Annotated in this window: 18 protein-coding genes, 2 tRNA genes and 1 riboswitch; of the genes, 13 read left to right on the forward strand and 7 right to left on the reverse strand. The window is 74.2% G+C overall.

What is annotated here, in order from left to right; translation table 11 throughout:
* Positions 1-10: 10 nt before the first annotated feature.
* The 3 genes from DSM104299_RS11525 to DSM104299_RS11535 form a co-directional block, all read right to left on the reverse strand.
* Positions 11-1,357 carry an HD-GYP domain-containing protein gene (locus DSM104299_RS11525; protein WP_272477456.1) on the reverse strand — a complete coding sequence of 449 codons (1,347 nt, stop codon included), beginning with the start codon at positions 1,355-1,357 and terminating at the stop codon, positions 11-13.
* 33 nt (positions 1,358-1,390) lie between these two features.
* Positions 1,391-2,464: a TOMM precursor leader peptide-binding protein gene (locus DSM104299_RS11530; protein WP_272477457.1), complete on the reverse strand. Its 1,074-nt coding sequence runs from the start codon at positions 2,462-2,464 to the stop codon at positions 1,391-1,393.
* Between the two features lie 176 nt (positions 2,465-2,640).
* Positions 2,641-3,441, reverse strand: a complete 801-nt coding sequence (locus DSM104299_RS11535; RefSeq protein ID WP_272477458.1) for a class I SAM-dependent DNA methyltransferase — start codon at positions 3,439-3,441, stop codon at positions 2,641-2,643.
* Between the two features lie 60 nt (positions 3,442-3,501).
* Between DSM104299_RS11535 and DSM104299_RS11540 the strand changes: the two genes are divergently transcribed.
* The 5 genes from DSM104299_RS11540 to DSM104299_RS11560 all read left to right on the forward strand — a co-directional run bounded on the left by DSM104299_RS11540 (position 3,502) and on the right by DSM104299_RS11560 (position 7,620).
* Positions 3,502-3,990, forward strand: a complete 489-nt coding sequence (locus DSM104299_RS11540; RefSeq protein WP_272477459.1) for an RNA polymerase sigma factor — start codon at positions 3,502-3,504, stop codon at positions 3,988-3,990.
* Complete coding sequence (locus tag DSM104299_RS11545) at positions 3,987-4,637, forward strand: helix-turn-helix domain-containing protein (RefSeq protein ID WP_272477460.1); 651 nt, start codon at positions 3,987-3,989, stop codon at positions 4,635-4,637. Before DSM104299_RS11540 ends, DSM104299_RS11545 begins: the two co-directional genes overlap by 4 nt.
* A 10-nt stretch (positions 4,638-4,647) precedes the next feature.
* On the forward strand, positions 4,648-6,396 hold the full coding sequence (locus DSM104299_RS11550) for an ABC transporter substrate-binding protein (RefSeq protein WP_272477461.1): 1,749 nt from the start codon (positions 4,648-4,650) through the stop codon (positions 6,394-6,396).
* Between the two features lie 190 nt (positions 6,397-6,586).
* On the forward strand, positions 6,587-6,940 hold the full coding sequence (locus DSM104299_RS11555) for an ArsR/SmtB family transcription factor (protein ID WP_272477462.1): 354 nt from the start codon (positions 6,587-6,589) through the stop codon (positions 6,938-6,940).
* Entirely contained in the window at positions 6,937-7,620 is a 684-nt protein-coding gene (locus DSM104299_RS11560) for a cation efflux transmembrane domain-containing protein (RefSeq protein ID WP_272477463.1), read from the forward strand. Before DSM104299_RS11555 ends, DSM104299_RS11560 begins: the two co-directional genes overlap by 4 nt.
* A gap of 515 nt (positions 7,621-8,135) precedes the next feature.
* On the opposite strand, the gene DSM104299_RS11565 is transcribed toward DSM104299_RS11560, so the two are convergent.
* A tRNA-Leu gene (locus DSM104299_RS11565) sits at positions 8,136-8,219 on the reverse strand.
* An 84-nt stretch (positions 8,220-8,303) separates the two neighbouring features.
* Here DSM104299_RS11565 and DSM104299_RS11570 point away from each other — a divergent pair.
* Positions 8,304-8,376: transfer RNA gene (locus tag DSM104299_RS11570), tRNA-Glu, on the forward strand.
* A gap of 50 nt (positions 8,377-8,426) precedes the next feature.
* On the opposite strand, the gene DSM104299_RS11575 is transcribed toward DSM104299_RS11570, so the two are convergent.
* On the reverse strand, positions 8,427-8,807 hold the full coding sequence (locus tag DSM104299_RS11575) for a hypothetical protein (RefSeq protein WP_272477464.1): 381 nt from the start codon (positions 8,805-8,807) through the stop codon (positions 8,427-8,429).
* A 62-nt stretch (positions 8,808-8,869) separates the two neighbouring features.
* Between DSM104299_RS11575 and DSM104299_RS11580 the strand changes: the two genes are divergently transcribed.
* Entirely contained in the window at positions 8,870-9,736 is an 867-nt protein-coding gene (locus DSM104299_RS11580) for a phosphatase PAP2 family protein (protein ID WP_272477465.1), read from the forward strand.
* On the opposite strand, the gene DSM104299_RS11585 is transcribed toward DSM104299_RS11580, so the two are convergent.
* Complete coding sequence (locus DSM104299_RS11585) at positions 9,733-10,287, reverse strand: cob(I)yrinic acid a,c-diamide adenosyltransferase (RefSeq protein ID WP_272477466.1); 555 nt, start codon at positions 10,285-10,287, stop codon at positions 9,733-9,735. The genes DSM104299_RS11580 and DSM104299_RS11585 overlap by 4 nt on opposite strands.
* Before the next feature lie 64 nt (positions 10,288-10,351).
* Positions 10,352-10,519, forward strand: a riboswitch (cobalamin riboswitch).
* A 31-nt stretch (positions 10,520-10,550) separates the two neighbouring features.
* Here DSM104299_RS11585 and DSM104299_RS11590 point away from each other — a divergent pair.
* Genes DSM104299_RS11590 through DSM104299_RS11615 form a run of 6 tightly spaced genes read left to right on the forward strand, consistent with a single transcriptional unit; the run spans position 10,551 to position 16,753 of the window.
* Positions 10,551-11,720, forward strand: coding sequence for a DUF4430 domain-containing protein (locus DSM104299_RS11590; RefSeq protein WP_272477467.1), 1,170 nt, complete (start codon positions 10,551-10,553; stop codon positions 11,718-11,720).
* A complete protein-coding gene (locus tag DSM104299_RS11595) occupies positions 11,713-12,672 on the forward strand; it encodes a DUF4430 domain-containing protein (protein ID WP_272477468.1) in 960 nt (319 codons plus the stop codon). Before DSM104299_RS11590 ends, DSM104299_RS11595 begins: the two co-directional genes overlap by 8 nt.
* Positions 12,672-13,547 carry an energy-coupling factor transporter transmembrane component T gene (locus tag DSM104299_RS11600; RefSeq protein ID WP_272477469.1) on the forward strand — a complete coding sequence of 292 codons (876 nt, stop codon included), beginning with the start codon at positions 12,672-12,674 and terminating at the stop codon, positions 13,545-13,547. The genes DSM104299_RS11595 and DSM104299_RS11600 overlap by 1 nt, the downstream gene beginning before the upstream one ends.
* Positions 13,544-15,148, forward strand: a complete 1,605-nt coding sequence (locus DSM104299_RS11605) for an ABC transporter ATP-binding protein (RefSeq protein WP_272477470.1) — start codon at positions 13,544-13,546, stop codon at positions 15,146-15,148. The genes DSM104299_RS11600 and DSM104299_RS11605 overlap by 4 nt, the downstream gene beginning before the upstream one ends.
* 58 nt (positions 15,149-15,206) lie before the next feature.
* Positions 15,207-15,866, forward strand: coding sequence for a hypothetical protein (locus DSM104299_RS11610; protein ID WP_272477471.1), 660 nt, complete (start codon positions 15,207-15,209; stop codon positions 15,864-15,866).
* On the forward strand, positions 15,863-16,753 hold the full coding sequence (locus DSM104299_RS11615) for a hypothetical protein (RefSeq protein ID WP_272477472.1): 891 nt from the start codon (positions 15,863-15,865) through the stop codon (positions 16,751-16,753). The genes DSM104299_RS11610 and DSM104299_RS11615 overlap by 4 nt, the downstream gene beginning before the upstream one ends.
* 18 nt (positions 16,754-16,771) lie before the next feature.
* Here the strand turns inward: DSM104299_RS11615 and DSM104299_RS11620 are convergent, their stop codons facing one another.
* Positions 16,772-19,345, reverse strand: coding sequence for a choice-of-anchor Q domain-containing protein (locus tag DSM104299_RS11620; RefSeq protein WP_272477473.1), 2,574 nt, complete (start codon positions 19,343-19,345; stop codon positions 16,772-16,774).
* Between the last annotated feature and the right edge of the window lie 50 nt (positions 19,346-19,395).

The following is a 19,395-nucleotide window of genomic DNA, read 5'->3' on the forward strand; positions in this document are numbered from 1 at the left end:
ACGCGCGGGCCTACGCCGCGACCGGCGTGGCGACCGGGCTCCACACGGGCAGCAGCGCCTCGAGCGCGGCGAACGTGTCGGCGTCCAGGCTCGTGCCCGCGTCGCGGCGCATGATCGCGAGCACCTCGTCGGGGCCGAGCGCCTCGCGGTAGGGGCGGTCGGCGGTCAGCGCCTCGGCGATGTCGGCGACGGCGAGGATCCGCGCCGGGAGCGTCAGCGCCGCGGCGGTCAGCCCGCGGCCGTAGCCTGAGCCGTCGAGCTTCTCATGGTGGTTGGCCGCGACCTCGGCGAGGCCGGCGAACGCCGGGATGCGCTGCAGGATCTCCAGCGTCCAGGTGGGATGGCGGCGCATCGCGGCCCACTCGCCGGCGTCGAGCTTGCCGGGCTTGTCGAGGATGCGGTTCGACACGCCGAGCTTGCCGATGTCGTGCAACAACCCGGCGCGGCGCAGCTCGCGCTGCTGCTGGGCGTCGAAGCCGAGCGCCGCCGACAGCCGCACGGCGATCTCGGCCACGCCCTCGGAGTGGCGTGCCGTGTACGGCGTCTTGGCGTCGACGATCCCGGCGAACGCGCCCGCGATCCGGTCCAGGCCGTCGTCGTCGGCGTGCAGCAGGCGGTCGACGGGCTCCAGCGAGGCGACGCGGGGCTCGTCGAGCGTCGCCCAGAAGCGATGGTCGTCCTCGGTCGCGCGCAGGGCGTCGACGAGCGCCGGGTCGAACCACGTGCCACGGCGGTCGCGCGCGACGCCGCACGCGCCGGCCGCGCCGCCGCCGTCCTGCCAGTAGACCTCGGCGGTCTGGGCGAGGCACAGGATCCGGCCGCACAGAGAGATCTGCTCGCCCGCCCGCGAGTGCGGGTAGCCGCGGCCGTCCCAGTGCTCGTCGAGGTCGCGGATGGCCTGCTCGGCCGTGACGCTCAGGCCAACCGCGCGCGCCACCTCGGCGCCGCGCTCGCAGCGCAGCTCGGTCAGCGCGCGCGAGCCGGTCGAGCCGTGCGCGACCAGCAGCTTCAAGTGCTTGGCCTTGGCCACGGGCGAGCGGCCGGGCGCGGTCGCGCGCACGAGATGCCGGATCGACTGGCCCGGCTGGAGGTGGTCGGTGGTCTTGCGGTCGCGCTTGACGTCGGCGTCGTCGGCGCCGTAGAGCGCGGCGACCTTCGCCGCGTTCGAGGAGCAGCCCGCGTCCTTGAGCAGCGCCGCGTGGAAGAGCGACGAGCGGGTCGGCCCGTCGAGGTCGAGCTGGCGCGCGACGCGCATCGCGATCAGGCACGTCCGCTCCGCGTGCCCGCGCGGCTGGCCCTCGGTGATGTCGAGGGCGTGCGAGAGCGCGGCGAGCACTTCCGAGAGCCGGACGTCCATGTCCGGGGTGCTCGGCCGGGCGGTGGGTGCGGGTCAGCGGGGCGGACGCATGGTCGAGGTGCCGCACACGGGGCAGTCGGGGTCGCGGGGGACCGCCTCGCGCGTGACCGTCAGCGTCGTCGTGTCGATCATGAAGGCGTTGCCCTCGCACGTCAGCGGGTGCAGGCCGGTGATGTAGGCGACGACCTCGTTGGCGATCAGCGAGCCGATCACGCCGCACGACGGCGCGTACGTCGCGCCCGGCGCGTGGGAGTCGAGGACGGTCATCGCCTTGTCGTAGAGCGGGTAGATGCGCCGGTAGGCGGTCTCCTGGCACTCGCGGCAGCCGGTGACGCCGGGCACGTAGGTCGGGCCGACGCGCAGCAGCGGCGGGAAGATGCTCATCGAGATATAGGGGATCTCGGCGTCCCAGCACGCCGCGTTGACCCAGTGCGAGATCTGGGTCGCCGGCCAGTCGACGGCGCCGACGACGAAGTCGGTGCCCGCGATGACCCGGGCGACGTCCTCGGTCGACTCGAGCCGCTGCGCGATGCCGCGGAACGTCGTGCGCCCGTTGAGCTGGCCGAGGTGCTCGGCGGCCGCCTCGACCTTGGGCCGGCCGAGGTCGTCCTCGCGATAGAGGATCTGGCGGGCCAGGTTGCTGAGCTCGACGTCGTCGTGGTCGACGCCCACGATCGTCCCGATGCCGACGGCGGCGAGCATCGTCGCCGCCAGTCCGCCCAGCCCTCCGAGCCCGAGGACCGCGACGGTCGCGGACTCCAGGCGGGCCTGCGCCGCGGCGCGCGGCATGCCGGCCGGGGCGAGGTCGCTGAAGTAGCGCAGCTGGCGGTCGTAGCGGTCGAGCGCGTGCTCGTCGAGATGCCTGGGGTCCTCGGACGCGTCCTCGGTGATGGCGTCCGCGGCCATGGCGTCGAGCGCCTCGTCGAGATCGGCGGCGCTGAGCGCGGGGACAGGACCCGCGCGCAGCGCCGCCAGGATCTCTTCGCGCCCACGCGTGCCGTCGAGCTGTGCGAGCAGCTCGACGAGCACGGCGGGATCGCCCTCCAGCGCGATGTCACCACCTCGGTGGCCATGGCGCAGGAGCACGACGCGATCGCGGTCGGTCATGACCTCGATCGTCGACTTGAGCCGGGGGCGTTCCCGGTCCTGGCCGCAACGGGGGGCGGTCAGGATCGGGGGTGCCTCGCTTAGCCGTTCTTGACGAGCGAAGCCACCGGCAGCGTCTCCTCCTCGATCTTGACGATCTTGAGCATGTGCATCCCTCCTCTCTGTGCGTGTAGGGGTCATGAAAGTCGGGCCAGGTAGATGCGCTTGATGTGGCGCGCGTCGTCGGCGACGAGGTCGAGCTCGCCGCTTTCGTGCGCGCCGCGCGTGGTGAGCAGCTCGAGCCCCGCGTCGTCCAGCGCCTCGACGATGCGCTCGTGCGGATGGCGGTGCTGGACGTGGCGGCTGACCGTGCGGATCCACCCGCTGGGGTCGCCGTCCGGGGCCGCCACGAAGGCGTGGAGGTCGGCGCTGTAGGTGGGGTCGTCCTGGGCCAGCGGATCCCAGACGAAGAAGCGCTCGCCGGCGTCGCGGACGTGGGCCGTGCCGAAGAACGTCGTGAACACCAGCTGGGTGTTGGCGTCGAAGAGCAGGAGCCCGCCCGGGCGCAGCCGGTCGGCCAGAACGGTCATCGATCGGCTGAGCATCTCGGGCTCGATGTAGTTGAGAACGTCGCCGAACGCTGTGACCAGGTCCAACTTTGGGCCAATTGGCAATGGTTCGGGGAGCGTTGACACGCCCAGTTCGACGCCCGCTCCGAGACGCTCGCGAGCGACCTCGAGCATGCCCGGCGAGGGGTCCACCCCGGAGGCCTCGAAGCCCGCCGAGAGCAGCGCCGCGACGGACCGCCCGGTCCCGCATCCGACGTCGAGCGCGAGTCCGCCGTCGAGCCCGTGCTCAGCGGCGAGTTGGAGGAGCGCGGCGAGCCAATCCTCGTACTCCGGTGCGCTGTTGAACGCGTCGTAATGCGGAGCGAGCGGGTCATACGGAGCCGCGACCGTTTCTTTTTCCGCAATGGCGTCTGAGCCGAGCAGGGTCATGTCATGTCCAGACCCTCAAAGCGCTCAAAAGCGTTTCATCCCATCTCAAATTCTTTCCAGTTGGGTCCGCTCGACTGGGAGTTCATGCACCGGCAGTGTCTGCGGGAGGCGCGCAGGCTGGCCCCTCCGGCCGACGCCGCGGACATCGCGCAGGAGGCGTTGATCCGCGCCTGGAAGAGCCTCCAGACCGCTGAGGCGCCCGACCATCCGGTCGCCTGGCTGCGCACGATCGTGCGCCGCGAGGCGATGAGGCACCGGGCGCGGAACGGCGTCGCCATCAGCCTCGACGAGCACGGCGACTTCGCCGACAGGGCCGCCTCGAAGCGGCTCGAACTGCTGGATCTGCAGGTCGACGTGCGCCGAGCGGTTCGCAGTCTGACCCCGCAGGACCGTAAGCTGTTGGCCTTGCGGTACGTCGACGACCTCACGCAGCCCGCAGTCGCCCTGGCCCTCGGCATCCCTGAGGGCACGGCGAAGGTGAGGCTGCACCGTGCGCGTGGTCGGCTGCAGCAGGTTCTGTCACAGCACGACGGCGGGGAGCGCCGATGAGCAAGACCACGACAGCCGGTGCCCGTCGGAGCAAGCGCAACGCCGACCCGCACGAGCTGAACAGCAACATCGTCAAGGCGCTGTCGCACCCGCTGCGGATGAAGATCCTGGCGAGGCTCAACGAGGGCGTGGCGAGCCCGAACGAGATGGCCAAGGAGTTCGACGAGTCGCTGCCCCTGGTCAGCTACCACGTCCGGATCCTGCGCGAGCTCGACTGCATCGAGCTCGTGAGGACGACGCCGCGGCGCGGGGCGATCGAGCACCACTACCGCGCGTTGACGCGGGCGTTCCTCAACGAGGACGACTGGGCGCAGATGCCGTTGAGCGCCCGCAAGGCGGTCACGACGACGCTCCTCAACAACGCGCTCGGGGACATGCGCGAGGCGATCGCCGCCGACACGTTCGAGGAGCGGACCGATCGGCACCTCTCGTATACGCCGCTGCTGCTCGACGAAGAGGGCTGGATCGAGCTGAACGACAAGATGGCCGAGGTGCTCGACTGGGCGCTGGAAGAGCAGGCCAGGGCCGCCGTCCGGATCCGCGACGGAAGCGAGCAGGTGCGCGCGCGCCTCACGATGATCAGCTACGAGGGCGCCCCGCCCAGCGAAGATCCCGCCGCGTCCAAGCGGCAGCGCGTCAAGCGCTAACGTCCGCCGCGTGCGGACGCCCTCCTTGCTCGTCACGGCGAGCGCGCTCTTGAGCGCGCTCGCCGTTGTCGTTTCCGGATGCGGTGGCGGGAAGGGCGAGGGCGACGGCGCGCCGGGTTCCGGAGCGGTCAGACATGGTGGAACGCTGACGATGTTGGCGGCGTCCGACGTCGACTACCTGGACACCGGACGGTCGTACTCCACCCAAGGCGTGATGGTCGGGCTCGCGTCGCAGCGGCCGCTGTACCGGTACGCGCCGGACGACCTGGCCAAGCCGCTGCCGGACATGGCCGCGGCGGCGCCGGTGGTGTCGGGCGACGGGCGGGTCGTGACCGTGAAGCTGCGGCGGGGCGTGCGGTTCTCGCCGCCGGTGAACCGGGAGGTCACGTCGCGGGACGTCGCGTACGCGTTCGAGCGGCTGTTCAGCGCCAACGTCGCCGGGCCGTACCCGTCGTACTTCCGGGCGCTGGAGGGGGCGCCGACGACGCCGACCAAGGGCGTGCGGCCGCTGTCGGGGATCTCGACGCCCGACGCGCACACGATCGTCTTCCGGCTGCAGACCCAGACGGCGCCGACGTTCGTGGGGGCGCTGGTCCTCATCGCGACGGCGCCGGTGCCGGCGGAGTACGCGAAGCCGTTCGACGCTCGCACCCCGTCGACCTACACCGACCACGTCGTGGCCACCGGGCCGTACATGGTGCGCAACGACGCGCAGGGGCGGGTGGTGGGCTATCAGCCGGGCAAGTCCATCGACCTGGTCCGCAACCCGCGGTGGTCGCGGAAGACCGACTCGCGCCCGGCGCGGCTGGACCGGATCCGGATCCGGACCAACGCGACCGACACCACGATCTCCGCGCGGCAGGTGATCGCGGGCAAGGACATGGTGCTGGACGCGCCGGCGCCGGCGCCGATCCTGAAGCTCGTCTCGAGGGCCGGCGGCGCGGCGGTCTCTGCGCGGATCAATGTGGGCGGGTACCGGTTCCTGCCGTTGAACACGCGGTTGAGGCCGTTCGACGACATCAACGTCCGCAAGGCGGTGCTGGCGGCATTCGACCGCGAGGCCGTCCGGCGCGCGCGGGGCGGGGTGACGACCGGGCCGCTGGCGACGCACTTCCTGCCGCCGGGCATCGCCGGGTTCGAGGAGGCGGGCGGGTTGAAGGGGCCTGATGTCGACTTCCTCCGCGCGCCGGGCGGAGATCCCGCGCTGGCCGCCGCGTACCTGCGCAAGGCGGGCTTCGCCGACGGCAGGTACCACGGCGACGAGAAGTTCCTGCTGGTCGCCGGGAACTCCGACCAGGACAAGAACATCGCCGAGGTCGTCCAGGACCAACTCGGCAGGCTGGGGTTCCAGACCCGGCTGAAGTTCGTGCCGGGCGACGCGCTCTTCACCAACTGGTGCTCGGTCCCGGCCAAGAAGGTCCTGACCTGCGCGGGCTCCATCGCCTGGCTCAAGGACTTCTCGGACCCCGAGCCGATGCTGCGCCCCGTCTTCGACGGCTCCGCGATCACCCCGGTCAACAACACCAACTACTCCCAGCTGGACGACCCCAAGATCAACGCGGCGATGGAAGCGGCCGCCACCACGACCGGCCCCACCCGCGCCCGCGCCTGGGGCGCGATCGACCGGATGATCCTCAACGACGCTCCGGCGATCCCGGTGCAGTGGGACGTCGCGACGCTGGTGCGTTCCAAGGACGTGGCGGGGGTGCCGAGCAAGTACTTCGTGAGTTGGGACTTGAGCTATACGGGGTTGCGGTAGGGGGCGCGGCGCGCGGCGCTCCGCGTCGTCGGTCGACGCGCCTCTGCTGCGGTTGGCAGCGCCATTGCCTCAGGCCGCGGTCGGCGCCGTCTCGCCGCGATCGCCTTCGCACCGGTGCGTCGTCCGCTTCGGCGTGGCGGCCCGCCTCGCTCTCCTCGCGCGACATCTCGACAACCATTAGATTGTTGTCATGGCCGGCGATCGCTGCGACCTCCTCTGCCTCGACCTTCCGAAGGCCGAGGCTCTGCGGGCCGAGGCGCTGACGCCGGCGGCCGCTGCGAGTGCGGCGGCGCGATCCAAGGCGCTCGCCGACCCGACGCGTGTCGCTCTGGCTGCCGTCCTCGGGCGGACCGATGAGCTGTGCGTCTGCGATCTGGCGTGGATCTCCGGACGGGCGGAGAACCTCGTCTCGCATCATCTGCGGGTCCTACGCGAGAGCGGGCTCGCGGTGTCGCGGCGCGAGGGCAAGATGGTGCTCTACTCGCTGAGTCCGGTGGGCCACGCGCTGCTCGCGGCGGTGATCGCGGAGGACGTGCCGGCATGAGCGTGGTCATCGCGATCGGGGGGAAGGACCGGGCCTGGCTGCGGGCGGCCGGTCGTGCCCGCGCGCTGGCGTGGGTCAGCCTGGTGTGGATGACGGCTGAGGGCGTCGTCGGCCTGGTCGCGGGCCTGCAAGCCAACTCGATCTCGGTGGTCACCTGGGCGGCTGGCTCCGCCGTCGAAGGGCTCGGCTCGGCGATCGTGATCTGGCGCTTCACCGGCTCGCGCACGATGTCCGACGCGGCCGAGCTCCGCGCGCAGCGGTGGGTGGCCGGCTCGTTCTTCCTGCTGGCTCCGTACTTGTTGTATGAGTCGATCCACCGCCTCGCGGCCGGCGAGGCCGCCGAGGCACACACGCTCGGCATCGTGCTGACCGCGAGCAGCGTCGTCGGGATGCCGCTGCTCGGCTGGGCCAAGCTCCGGCTCGGCCGCCGGCTCGGCTCGGCCGCGACGGCGGGGGAGGGCACGCAGAACCTCCTGTGCGCCGGTCAGGCGGCGGCGGCGCTTGTCGCCCTGGCGACCGCCGGTTCACTGCCCTGGCTCGATCCGGTCGCGGCCTTCGCGATCGCCGCGATCGCCGCTCGCGAGGGCGTGGCGCTGTGGAAGGGCGATGGCTCCTGCTGCTCGACGCCGCTGGGCTTCTCCGAGCCCGACGCGGGCTGTGCCGACGACTGCTGCGCCTGAGGCCGAGAACGACAACGGCGCGCGCGCATGCGGAAGGTGCACGGCCCGCTCGAGGACCATGCGGCCATCCGCTCGGGCTGACGGCCGGGCCGGCGTCGCGAGCTTGACCAGCGCGGAGGTGTCGGCGTACAGGACGCCAGCCGTGGGGTCAGCCACGGTCGCCGCGCTGCTCTTGCAGCGCGCGGGTCCCGGCGCCGGTCACGGGACCGGGGAGCGGTCCGCGGCGCGCGAGCACGTCGCGGAGGTCCACCGTCGCGGACGGAGGCGTCCTTCGCGTTCGAGGCGGTCGAGAACCGGGCCGGTCTTCGAGGTGCGACGCGCCGGCTTCACGTGAGACAGCGTAGTTCCGGGACGGCGGGTGTGAAGCCGCGACGCGGCCGCGGACGGCGTTGGGGGCGGCGCGGCCCCAACCGTGTAGTTGCACGGTGTTCGGCGGGATGAGCCCGCGCGGAGAAGCCCACGGCGCCACATCCGAGAACGACAAAGGCCCGCGCTCGGCGGGCCTTCGTTCTGCATGCGGATGAGAGGACTCGAACCTCCACGGGATCGCTCCCACACGGACCTGAACCGTGCGCGTCTACCAATTCCGCCACATCCGCCGGCGAGGAGCGAGCATAGCGTTGACGAGCGGCATGGCGTCTGGACGTCGACCAGAAACCTCTTGCTACTCTGATCCTCCCCTTGCCGCCATCGTCTAGGGGACTAGGACGCCGCCCTCTCACGGCGGAAACCGGGGTTCGAATCCCCGTGGCGGTACTACGGAACCCCGCGCCTCTAGCGGGGTTTCGTGCGTTCAGGCCCGACGCTCACGCCGCCCGCGTCGCCTCCAACCCCGGAGCCGCCGACGTGAACGCGTCCCCCCGCGGGAAGCGCCGCACGCCGTAGTGGCGGCACGCCGCCGCCACGTGCTCCACCAGCGGCGCGGGGCTGGTCACCGTCACCGAGCACGACCGGACGACCTCGGCGGTCACGCCCAGCACCATCCCGCCCACCGACGGTCGTGCTCCGCGGGCCGGGGCCAGCGTTCGTCGATGACCGCCGCCGTCCTCGCTCAGGCGCACGACCATCCACGCCGGTCGGTTGGTCTCCGCGTCGAAGAGCATGTCCTCGACCCGGCCGACCAGCAATCCCGAGCGATCTCGCAGTGTCCCGTCGCGCAGCGCGGGGACCATCCCGACGGTCTCCATGGCATTTGCGGAGTTCGCTTCAGGCTGCGTTCATCCTCCGTGGCTACCGTCCAGGTCGACGTATGTCCTTCCGCCGACCCGGACCTCCGCTCGCGCTCGCCGTGATCACCGCGACGCTGCTCGCCCTCACCGGCGTGCTCGCCAAGCTCGTGCCGATCACGCAGCAGGGCGACGCGCACACGCTGCAGGGCTTCGTCGGGCTCAACGCGCCGCGGCTCACGCCCGCGCTGGACCGGATCGCGCACCTCGCCGATCCGGCGCCGTACGCGCTGTGGGCGCTCGTGCTGGCGCTCGTCGCCCTCCTCCGGGGACGCTGGCGCGTCGCGCTCGGCATCCCGCTCGTCTTCTTCCTCACCGGCTACACCACCGAGTCGCTCAAGCACCTGCTGGCGGGGCCGCGGATCGAGGAGTGGCTCGGCCATGCGCAGATCGGCGCGGCGTCGTGGCCGTCGGGCCACTCGACGGCCGCGATGACGATGGCGCTCTGCGCGGTCCTCGCCGCGCCGCCACGCCTGCGGCCGACCGTCGCCGCGATCGGCGGCGCCTTCGCGCTGGCCGTCGCCTACGCGATCCTCACGCTCGGCTGGCACTTCCCGTCCGACGTGTTCGGCGGCTACCTCGTCGCGATGACCTACGTGATGCTCTTCGTCGCGCTCGTCGCCTGGACCGAGCAGCGCTGGCCCAGCCGCCGCGGGGTGGAGCAGACCGCCCGCCCCGTCGACGTGCTCCCGGCCTTCGGCGTCGCGATGCTCGCCGCCGGCGCGGCGGGCGGCCTGGCGCTCGCGCGACCGCAGCAGCTCGTCGGCTACGCGGCGGAGCACACGACGTTCGTCGTCGGCGCGCTCGGGATCGCGGTGCTCGCCGTGCTCCTGGCGGGCGTCATGGCGCTCGGCTTCCGCAGCAGCAGCGGCACCGCCCGCCCCGGCTAGCTCTTCGTCGCCCCCGGCTCCCACAGCGGCTCGTCGCCGCCGTTGGCCGCCCGGCTGAGGATGAACAGCAGGTCCGACAGCCGGTTCAGGTACCGCACGACCTCGGGGTTGCCGTCCTCGACCAGGATCGCGCGCCGCTCCGCGCGCCGGCACACCGTGCGGCACACGTGCAGGTGCGCCGCGGCGGGCGTCCCGCCCGGCAGGACGAACGACTTCAGCGGCTTCAGGCCGGCGTTGACCTCGTCGCAGGCGCCCTCGAGCCACTCGGTGTAGGCGCCGTCGACCCGGAGCCGCTCGCGGTCGCCGCCGTGCGGGACGGCGAGGTCGGCGCCGACGTCGAAGAGGTCGTTCTGCACGCGCTTCAGCCACGCCGCCTGCTGGTCGGGGAGGTCCGGCAGCGTGAGCGTGACGCCGAGCTGGGCGTTGAGCTCGTCGACCGCGCCGTAGGCCTCGATGCGCACGTGCGTCTTGGGCACGCGGCTCATGTCGCCGAGGTGCGTCTCCCCGCCGTCGCCGAGCTTCGTGTAGATCCGGGTGAGGTTGACGGTCATCGTGGGCGGGAGGCTACCGATGGCGGGACCGCGCCCGTCGGGCCCGGAGCGGTACGATCAGCCCTGAATTTCAAGGGTCGGTGGTGTAGGGAAGCCGGTGCGAGACCGGCGCGGACCCGCCACTGTGACCGGGCGAGTGCCTCGCGCAGAGGCCACTGGGACGACCGTCCTGGGAAGGCGCGACGAGGAGAGGCCCGGGAGCCAGGAGACCTGCCTCCGACCGTCAAGGACTCGACGCCCTCGCGGCAAGGGGTGGTTCCCACATGACCTACAAGTACCTCGGCCTCCTGACAGGAGGCCTGATGCTCGTCTCCGGCGCGCTCGCCGGACCCGCGATGGCGGCGAAGGTGTCCGTCGAGATCGAGGGCAAGACGCTGATCAAGGCGCCGACCGTCGTCGACACCGCCGCCTCGGTCAGCAAGCCCGGCGGCGCGGCGTGCACGGGCGCGGTCGCGTCCACGGCGCTGGAGACGGCCGTGGCCGGCGACTGGGACGGGCCGGCGTTCGGCGTCACGCGCATCCAGGCCGAGGAGCACCCGTTCGGCAGCGGCCAGTCGTCCTGGTCGTTGTACGTCAACGGCTCCTTCAGCAACGAGGGCCCCTGCGACCGCACGGTCGCCGACGGCGACAAGGTCCTGTTCTACTGGAGCAACGCCTACGCCAGCGAGGGCTTCGACGAGCCGGTCGTGCTCGACGCGCCGACCACCGCGGTCCCCGGCCGCGCCTTCACGGTCACCGCCAAGGACCTGACGACGGACTTCTTGACCTACCCGTCGCCGCCCAGCGTGCAGACGCCCGCCGCCGGCGCCACCGTCAGCGGCGGCACCGCGCCCGTGACGATCGGCGCCGACGGCACCGCCGCGGTCACCGTCGCCGGCGGCCCCTACACCTTGGTCGTCAGCCACGGCAACCGCGCCCCGGCGCGCGTCGCCGGCTGCGCGACCACCGGCAAGGACGGGTTCTGCGGGACGACCGTGGACGCGGGTCCGCAGCCCAACCCGACGGGTCCGTGCACGACCAACGGCCACGACGGGTTCTGCGGCACGCCCGACAAGGTCGCCGCCAACGCGCGGCTCACCGGCATCGCCGAGGGCAAGAAGTACGCCAAGGGCAAGGGCCCGCGTCAGCTCACCGGCGCGGTGTCCGCCGACGGCTCCGGCATCGCCGACATCCGCCTGCGGCTGACCCGCACCGACGGCCGCAAGTGCTCTACCTACGACGGCAAGACCGAGAAGTTCAAGGCCATCAAGAAGTGCGGAGCCACGCACGGCGTCTGGTTCTCGGTCGGCACCGACCCGCTCTGGAGCTACCTGCTGCCGTCCAAGCTCGGCCGCGGCCGCTACGTCCTGGACGTCGCGGTCGCCGACAAGGCCGGCAACAAGACGGCCCAGCTGGCCCGCGGGACGTCGCGCGTGGTGTTCACCGTTGCCTAGCCGGTCCCGTGCCCGGGCCCTCGCGGCCGTCGTCTGCGCCCTCGCGGCGTGGGCGACGGCCGGCTGCGGCCTGGGCGCGGGACCCAAGGCGGCGAACACGCAGCTGTTGGTGTCCAAGGACTTCGGCTCCCAGCCGATCGTCGACACCGACCAACCCAAGGTCGGCGGTTCGGACACCGTGATGCGGCTGCTGCAGCGCAACGCTCCTAAGGTGGCGACGCGCTACGGCGGCGGCTTCGTGCAGTCGATCGACAGCGTCAGCGGCGGGCAGCGCAGCGGCAGCCCGGTCGACTGGTTCTTCTACGTCAACGGCATCCAGGCCGACAAGGGCGCCACCGCGGTGCGCGTCCACGGGGGCGACCGCGTGTGGTGGGACTGGCACGACTGGGGCGTCACCGCTGACGTCCCGGCGGTCGTCGGCTCGTTCCCCGAGCCGTTCCTGCACGGCATCGACGGGCGCCGGCTGCCGACGCGCGTCGAGTGCTCGGAGCCCAAGAGCGCGGCGTGCACGTCGGTCGCCGGCACGCTGGAGGACCTGGGTCTGCCGGCGGCGCGCGGCGGCGTCGGGAACTCCTTCGTGGTCAACACGCTGCGGATCGTGGTCGGGCCGTGGAAGGCCGTGAGCGGCGACTCGACCGTCAAGCTGCTGGGCCGCGGGCCGGCGACGTCCGGCGTCTTCGCCAAGCCGGCCGCCGACGGCAGGTCCATCGCCCTGCTCGACGCGCAGGGCAAGGTCACCCGCACGCTGGGCGCCGGCACCGGCCTGATCGCCGCGACCGAGGTCAAGGACGCCAAGGACGAGGTGAGCGATCCGGTCTGGATCGTGACCGGGACCGACGACGCGGGCGTCAAGGCCGCGGCCGACGCCCTCGACGAGGGCGCGCTGGCCGGGCACTTCGCGGTGGCGATCCAGGACGGCAAGCCGATCGGCCTTCCGGATCGGAGCGGCTGATGCGCTACGTCCGCCGCGCCAGCCCGCTGCACGCGGCACGCGCCGCGGCGGGCGGCGCCTGGTGCGCGGCGGTCGCGGCGGCCGCGCTGGCGGCGCAGTCGCCGGTGGTGCTCGTGGGCCTCGCGGCGATCGTCCTGGTGGCGGCGCTCGGCGCCGGCGTCGTGCGCGAGGTCGCGCGCGTCGCGGCCTGGATGCTGCCGTGGGCGCTGGCCATCGCGATCGTGAACATGCTCGTCGTGCGCCAGGGCTTCACGATCCTCGCGCGCCTGGGGGAGATCCCGCCGTTCGGGCAGGTCGACCTGACGCTCGAGGCGTTGGTGTACGGGTTGCTCTTCGGCCTGCGGCTGCTCGTCGTCGCGACCGCGTTCTCGCTCTTCTCGGTGGCGGTCGACCCCGACGACCTGCTCCGCCTGATGCGCCGCGCGTCGGTGCGCTCGGCGCTGGCGGCCACGCTGGCGACGCGCCTCGTCCCGGTCCTCGCCGCGGACGCGCGCCGCGTCGAGGAGGCGCGGCGCTGCCGGGCCGATGGCGGCGGCGACGGCGCGGGCGCCCGGGTCGCGGTGCTGCGCGCCGTGGCCGGCAACGCGCTGGACCGCGCGCTCGACGTCGCCGCCACGCTCGAGGTCCGCGGCTACGGCAGCGCCCGCCGCGGCAAGCGGTCCGGACGCCCGTGGTCGCGCCACGACCAGGCGTTCCTGACCTCGGCGGTCGTCGTGCTCGCGCTGACGATCGCGGCGCGCGTCGTGCCGTGGGCGTCGTTCGACACCTACCCGGAGCTGTCGAGCGACGGGGCGGGCGAGGCGCTGGCGTTGTTGGTGGCCTACGCGGTCGCGGCGCTGCTGCCGTTCGCCGATCGTCGGGGGATCGCGCCGTGACGCTGCTCGAGCTCGACCACGTCACCTACACCTACGCCGGCGCCTCGACGCCGTCGCTGCGCGACGTGTCGCTGCGCGTCGAGGAGGGCGAGATGGTGGTGTTGGCCGGGCGCTCGGCCGGCGGCAAGTCCACCCTGTTGCGCGCGGCGTCCGGCCTGGTCCCGCACTTCCACGGCGGTGCGTTCGGCGGCGTGGTGCGCGTCGGCGGGCTCGACACGCGCGAGCACGGGCCGGCGGACCTCTCGCGCGTCGCGGGCTCGCTGTTCCAGGACCCCGAGTCGCAGGTCGTGCTGACCACGGTGCGCGCCGAGCTGGCGTTCCCGCTGGAGAACCGCGGGCACGGCCCGGCCGCGGTGGCGCGCGGGGTGGAGGAGGCCGCGCTCGCGCTGGGCATCGCGCACCTGCTGGACCGCGCGACGACCGAGCTCAGCGGCGGCGAGCTGCAGCGCGTCGCGCTCGGCGCGGCGCTCGCGGGTCGACCCAGGTTGGTGTTGTTGGACGAGCCGACGTCGCAGCTCGACCCGGTCGCCGGCGACGAGCTGATCTGGCTGCTGCGGCGCCTGAACGAGGAGTGGGGGACGACGATCATCGTCGCCGAGCACCGCCTCGAGCGCTGCCTGCCCGCGGCCGACCGCGTGGTCGTCATGGCCGACGGCGCGATCGCCTGCGACGCCCCGCCGCGCGAGTTCCTGGCCTGGGCCGGCGGCGCGGCCCCCGAGCTGCAGACGCCGGCCGCGCGCATGTTCGGCCTGGCCGGGCTGACGCCGCCGCCGTCGGGCGTCAAGGAGGCGCGCGCGCAGCTGCGCGCCCGCGGGATCGCGCTGCAGGAGGGCGACGGCGTGCCCGTCGCCGCCGACGACCTCTCGGCCCCGCGCCGCCCCGCGCGGCGCGACCGGCGCGCCGCCGCGCTGAGCTTCGACGGCGTCTGGCACGAGCGCCGCGGCGGCGCGACCGTCCTGCGCGGCGTCGACCTCGCGATCGCGCCCGGCGAGCGCGTCGCGCTCATGGGCCGCAACGGCGCCGGCAAGTCGACGCTGCTGCGCCACGCCGCCGGGCTGATGCAGCCGACGCGCGGCAAGGTCCGCACCGGCGGCCGCGTCGCGCTGCTGCTCCAGGACCCCAACGACTACTTCCTGCACGAGCGCGTCGGCGACGAGGCCTCGATCGCGGCGCTGACCGCCGTCGGCCTGGAGCACGTCACGCACCGCCACCCGCGCGACCTCAGCGGCGGCCAGCGCCAGCGGCTCGCGCTCGCGATCGTCCTCGACGCACCCGACCCCGCGGCCGTCATCGGCCTCGACGAGCCCACGCGCGGCATGGACCGCGCCGCGAAGGCCGCGCTGACCGAGCAGCTCGCCGCGTTCGCGGCCGGCGGCGCGGCGATCGTCGTCGCGACGCACGACCCGGAGTTCGCGGCCGAGGTCGCCGACCGCGTCGTCCTGCTCGCCGACGGCCGGCCGATCGCCGACGGGCCCGCCGCCGCGGTGCTGGCCGGCGGCTGGTACTTCGCGACCGAGACCGCGCGCGTCACCGGCGGCCGCGCGCTGCTGGCCGCAGAGGGCGCGGAGCTGCTGCGCACGGGGGAGCCGGTGCGCGCATGATGGCCGTCATGCCGGCCGCGACGCCGCTGCTGCGCTCCCACCGTGCGGGGTCGCCGTCATGACGTGGCAGCTGACGACGTTCTCGCTGCTGGCGCTCGCCCTCGGGCTCGGCTTCGCCTGGTACGAGCGGACGCATCCGTCGAGCAAGGTGTTGGCCATGGTCGCGACGCTCGCCGCGCTGGCCGCGCTGGGCAGGATCGCGTTCGCGCCGCTGCCCAACGTCAAGCCGACGACCGACATCGTGTTCCTGACCGGCTACGTCCTGGGCGGCGCGCCGGGCTTCGCGGTCGGCGCGCTCGCCGCGTTGTCCTCCAACCTGGTCTTCGGCCAGGGGCCGTGGACGCCGTGGCAGATGGCCGCCTGGGGCCTGGTCGGGATCATCGGCGCCGCCTGGGCGCCCGTCACGCGCGGCCGGCTGCCGCGGATCCCGACGGTCGCGCTGCTCGCGCTCTGCGGGCTGCTGTACGGCGCGCTGACCAACCTGTCCACCTTGACCGCGGCCGGCGGCACGCCGTCGCTGGGGCAGTGGGCCGCCGTCGAGGCGGCCGGCCTGCCGTTCGACATCGCCCACGCGGTCGGCAACGTCGCGTTCTTCCTCGCCTTCGGGCCGGCGTTCGTCCGCGTGCTCCAGCGCTACCGCGCGCGCCTGGAGGTCCGGTGGATCGCCGCGTCCACCGCGCCCGCCGTACCCGCGACCGAGGGTCCACCGATCTCATGACCAAGACCATCATCCTGCTCGCCGCGCTGCTCGCGCTGGCTCTCGCGGCGCCCGCCGCGCACGCGTCCGACGCCTCCTCCGCCCGCAGCGGCGCGGCGTGGCTGTCGACCAACGTCAAGCCCGGCGCCGACGGCATGGCCGCCGACGCGCTCGTCGCGCTGCGCGCCGCCGGGCGCCTGCCGTCCGGCCAGGCGGCGCGCCGGGCCCGTGCGCTGCGCGCCGGCGCCGCCCGCTACGCGAACTCCGCGGGCGCGACCGGCAAGACGATCCTCGCGCTCGTCGCCGCGCGCTCCGGCAGCGCCCGCTGCGCCGGCAGGGTCGACCTGCTGCGCCGCCTCAACGGCTACGGCCGCGCCGGCCGCTACGGCTCGACGATCTTCGACCAGACGCTCGGGATGCTCGCCGCCCGTGCGCTGCATGCCGGCCCGTCGTCGCGCGCCGCCACCGTGCTGCTCGGCGCCCGCGGTCACGGCGGCTGGAACTTCAACCTGACGCGCCTCGGCGGCCGGCCGGACGACGTGACGAGCACCGCGATGGCGATCCTCGCCGCGCGCGCCGCCGGCGTCTCGCCGGCCAACGGCACGCTGCGCGCGGGCCTGCGCTGGATGCGCGCCCAGCGGACCGCGGCCGGCGGCTTCGCCCTGGGCCGCCGCGATCGCAACGAGGCCAACTCGACCGCGCTGGCGATCGAGGCGACCCGCGCGATGGGCAGCCGCGACACCCGCGCCAGCGCCGCGCTGCGGTCGCTGCAGCGCGCCGGCGGCGCCTTCCAGTTCACGCGCACCGACGCGGGCAGCCGCATCCTGGCGACCAACGACGCGGTCGTCGCGCTCGCCGGCCGCCGGCTGCCGGTGACGACGCTGAGCCGGACGCCGGCCGGCTGCTGAGGCCCGCGCCGCACGGCGTCAGCGCTTGACCGTGAACGTCCTGGTCACCGGCTTGCCGCCCTTGGGCGTCGCGACGAGCCGGTAGGCGCCCGCGGCGAGCTTCTTGCCGCGCAGCCGGCCGGTCCACTTGGAGGTGTTGGTCCCGGCCCGGTCGGCGTGGGTGAACGTGCCCTTGACCGCGAGCCAGCGCGTGCAGGCCTTCGGCTTGGCCCGGCCCTTGGCGGCCGCCCGCTTGGGCTTGGCGACGCAGGCCTTGCCCTTGCGCACGCCGGAGGCCTTGCGCTGCACCGAGAACGTCGTCGTCACCGCGGCGGAGTCGGTCCAGGTGATGGTGGTGGACTTGCCGCGCCGGAACGAGGCGGGCGAGAGCTTCAACCTGCTCAGCACCGGCTTGGCGGACGGCTTGGTCGGCGGCGGGGTCGTCCCGGGCTTCGTGCCCGGTCCGCCGCCGCCCGCGCTCGGCTTCGCGAACGTCGCGTCGGGGGTGGACGCCGTCCCGTCCTGGTTGCTGCCGAGCAAGCTGTAGTGGTAGGTCGTGCCCGGCGCGAGGCCGGGCAACGTGAACAGCACCTGCCGGGCGGGATCGGTGCCGGCCGGCACCTTGAGGTCTCCGGTCCGGGTCCCGTGCGCGGCCGTCGTCCCGTACTCGACGTGGACGGTCGTGTCGCCCCGCCGCGCGTCGACCGCGCCGACGATCACGCCGTTGGCGGTGGCGTCGGCGCTCAGCCCCGGCGCCGCGACCTCGTAGGCGCCGACGTCGCAGCGCCCGCCCGCCGGCCGCGGCACGCCGCGCGCGTCGGTCGCCGCGCAGGCCGGCCGGCCGGCGTCGATCCGGTTGATCGCGAAGCTGCCGGGCGTGAGGCCCATGGTCTGCGTCGGGCCGCCGTTGTCGGCGAGCGGGCGCAGGCCCGGGTCGGTCGCGGTCGCGCTGGGGCACGGCGACGGGCCGGTGACGCCGAAGATGATGTTGTCGGCCGCGACGACGCTGGGGTCGGCGGCGGACGCGCACTGGTCCGGCGTGTTGGACGCGACGATCGAGCCGACCAGCGCCGGCGTGTACGCCGTCGCCAGGCCGCCGCCCTCGGCCCGGCCCACGGCACCGGGATGGACCACGCCGTCGGCCCCGTTCGGCGTGCCGCTGCCGCCGGTGAAGGCGATCCCGCCGCCGTGGGCCCCGACGGTCGTCGCGACGGTGTTGGCGACGAGCGTGGAGCTGCGCACCGACAGGCTCGTGTGCAGGATCGCCCCGATGCCGGCACCCGCGCCGGCGTCGCCGCCGGACCCGCTGTACAGGTCGCCGCCCGCGCCGCCCGCGTGGGCGCCGCCGACGCCGCCGAAGCCGCTGATCCCGTCCGCGCCGTCGCGCCCGCCGCCGGTCGCGTTCTGCGTGACCGTGGCGTCGGTGACGACCGCCTTGGCCTGGCTGACGTCCGAGAAGCCGAGGCCGAGGCCGCCGCCGTGGCCGCCGCCTCCGCCGCGGCCACCCACGGCGAGGCCGCCCGCACCGCCCTTCGCCGTGCCCGAGCCGTTGCCGCCGCTGCCCGCGAACGCCGCGCCGCTCGCGCCACCGGAGCCGGTGCGGTTGCGCAGGACGAGGCTGCGGTCCAAGGTCAGGTCGCCGGCGTCGAGCACGGCGATCCCGCCGCCGCCTCCGCCGTCGCCGCCGCGACCTCCGGAGCTGAAGCCGCCGTCGCCGGCGGCGGCGCCCGAGGAGGCGCCCAGGCCGCCCGCGCTGTGGGCGATCGCGCCCGCGCCGCCGGCGCCGGTGGCGTTGTCGACTACGGTGGTGTCGGCGATCGTCGCGGCGGCGTCGCTGGCCACCCCGCCGCCCGCGCCGCCGCGCCCGCCCTCGCCGGCGATCGCGTCGAAGCCGTCGAGCCCGTCGTTCTGGCCGGTGGCGTTCGCGTCGGCGCCGGCGCCGCCGGCACCGGTGGCGTTGCCGGCGATCCGGCTCGCGAGGATCGTCAGCGCGCCGGTGGAGAGGACCCCGCCGCCGTCGCCGCCGTGCCCGCCGCGGGCGCCGCCGAGGCGCCCGGCGATGATGAGGGTCGAGCCGAGGCCGTTGCCACCGCCCTGGGTCGCGTTGCCGGTGACGGTCACGCGGCGCAGCGTCAACGCCCCGGCGCTGCGGATCCCGCCGCCGCCTTCGCCGTCGGCGCCGGCGACCGCCGCGTCGGCCCCGGCCGGCGCCAGGCCGTCGGTGACGGTGATGTCCTCGAGCGTCGCCCGCGCGCCGGCCTGGACGTCGAAGGCGCGGTCCAGGTGGTTGGCGTCGACCGTCGCGCCGGCGCCGCGGATCGTGAGCGTGCCGGTGAGGTCGAGGTCGCCGGTCGCGCCGCCGTCCTCGCGCGCGCCGGCGCGGGTGAGCGTGACCTTCGGGACCGCGATCGTCACGACGTCGTTGCCGGTCCCCGCCGCGCAGCCGCCGACCGGCGAGGTCGTCGTCACCGCCTGGACGGCCTCGCGCAGCGTGCAGCGGCCGTCGTTGGCGAGGACGTCGGTGCCGTCGTCGACCGTGATCGACGCGGCGTGGGCGCCGGCGGGCGCGAGCGCGAGCAGCGCCAGCGCGAGGGCGAGGGAGGTGCGCGGCATGGGTGGACGCTACGGCGCGCCGTGCGCACGCGTCCATGGCCGCCGGTATA

The organism is Baekduia alba (assembly GCF_028416635.1).
Classification (GTDB): domain Bacteria; phylum Actinomycetota; class Thermoleophilia; order Solirubrobacterales; family Solirubrobacteraceae; genus Baekduia; species Baekduia alba.